Annotated in this window: 2 protein-coding genes; both read left to right on the forward strand. The window is 42.4% G+C overall.

Going from position 1 to position 1,282, the window contains the following annotated elements:
* The coding region (locus A3763_RS18985; protein ID WP_231872248.1) for a DUF1731 domain-containing protein at positions 1-363 on the forward strand (363 nt) is incomplete at its 5' end.
* Between the two features lie 93 nt (positions 364-456).
* Positions 457-1,282: DUF523 and DUF1722 domain-containing protein (locus A3763_RS18990; RefSeq protein ID WP_231872249.1), on the forward strand; the 826-nt coding region annotated here is incomplete at its 3' end.

Consider the following 1,282-nt stretch of genomic DNA (forward strand, 5'->3'; position numbering starts at 1 on the left):
ATTTTGCCATTTAAGTTGTGCCTTGGAGGGCCGCTGGGAAACGGAAAGCAGTACATGCCCTGGATTCATAATGTTGACGTAACCAGAGCGCTTGAGTATTTATTAGTAAATCAGACGACGCGTGGCGCGGTCAATTTAGTCGCACCTGGTGCCGTAAGAAATAAAGAGTTTTCTATCGCGCTTGCTCGTACATTAAAGAGAATTGCAGTACTTCCTGTTCCGGCATTTATCTTGAAAACCATACTCGGTGAATCATCTATTTTATTGCTTGGAAGTCAGAATGTAGTCCCAAAGAAGCTTCTAGAAAGTGGCTTTCAATTTCAGTATCCTCAGTTAAAGCAAGCCTTGGATGAGATACTTTGACTTTAAATCATGTCATTATGATCTAGTTTTGTGCTTGTCGCGTATACCTTGTAGAACTGTTAAAAATGCATGGCATGTAAGAGGGTGATGGGTATGAAAAAGCATAATGTTATTGTCTCCGACAAGGCTGCTTCTAGCGACGCTATGAAAAGCCGAGGTGAGAAGTCAATTCAAGTAGGTTTGAGTGCCTGTTTGGCGGGTCATGAGGTGCGTTATAATGGCGGTCATACCCAATCTCGTTTATGCCTCAATGTACTTAGTAAGCACTTCGAATTTAAAACCTTCTGCCCAGAAGTTGCTGCTGGGTTTGGAACTCCCAGACCTACCATGAGGCTGACGGGCAACCCGGAATCGCCTCAATTAAATTTTAGCGACGACAATTCTAAAGACTTGACTGATCAGTTAGTGAGTGGTTTTGAGCACAAACTACCAGAAATGGGGAGTTTGGATGGTTATATCCTGATGAGAAACTCGCCTAGTTGCGGCATGGAAAGGGTGAAAGTCTATCAGCCTAATGGTCATGCTCATATGAAGCCAGGGATGGGCGTTTTTGCTCGTGCTTTAAGGGAAAAATATCCGCTAATGCCAATTGAAGAAGAAGGTCGTCTCAATGATGACGTCTTGTATGACAATTTTGTGATGCGCGTTTATGCGTATCATAACTTTCGTAAAGAAGTTTTGGATCAGCCTAGTGTTTTAAAACTAACCAAATTCCATGCGAGCTACAAATACTTATTGATGGCACATAATCAAAAGCAAGCGAAAGCGCTTGGCAGGTTGTTAGCGGGTGACAAGAGCTTAAGTATCGAAATGCTTGCAGGGCGTTATTTTGAGGGTTTTATGCAAACACTCTCTAAACCTGCCAATCGAAGAGGGCATACAAATGCCTTATTACATATTCTAGGGTACTTAAAAAGAA

Source organism: Oleiphilus sp. HI0128, from assembly GCF_001635365.1.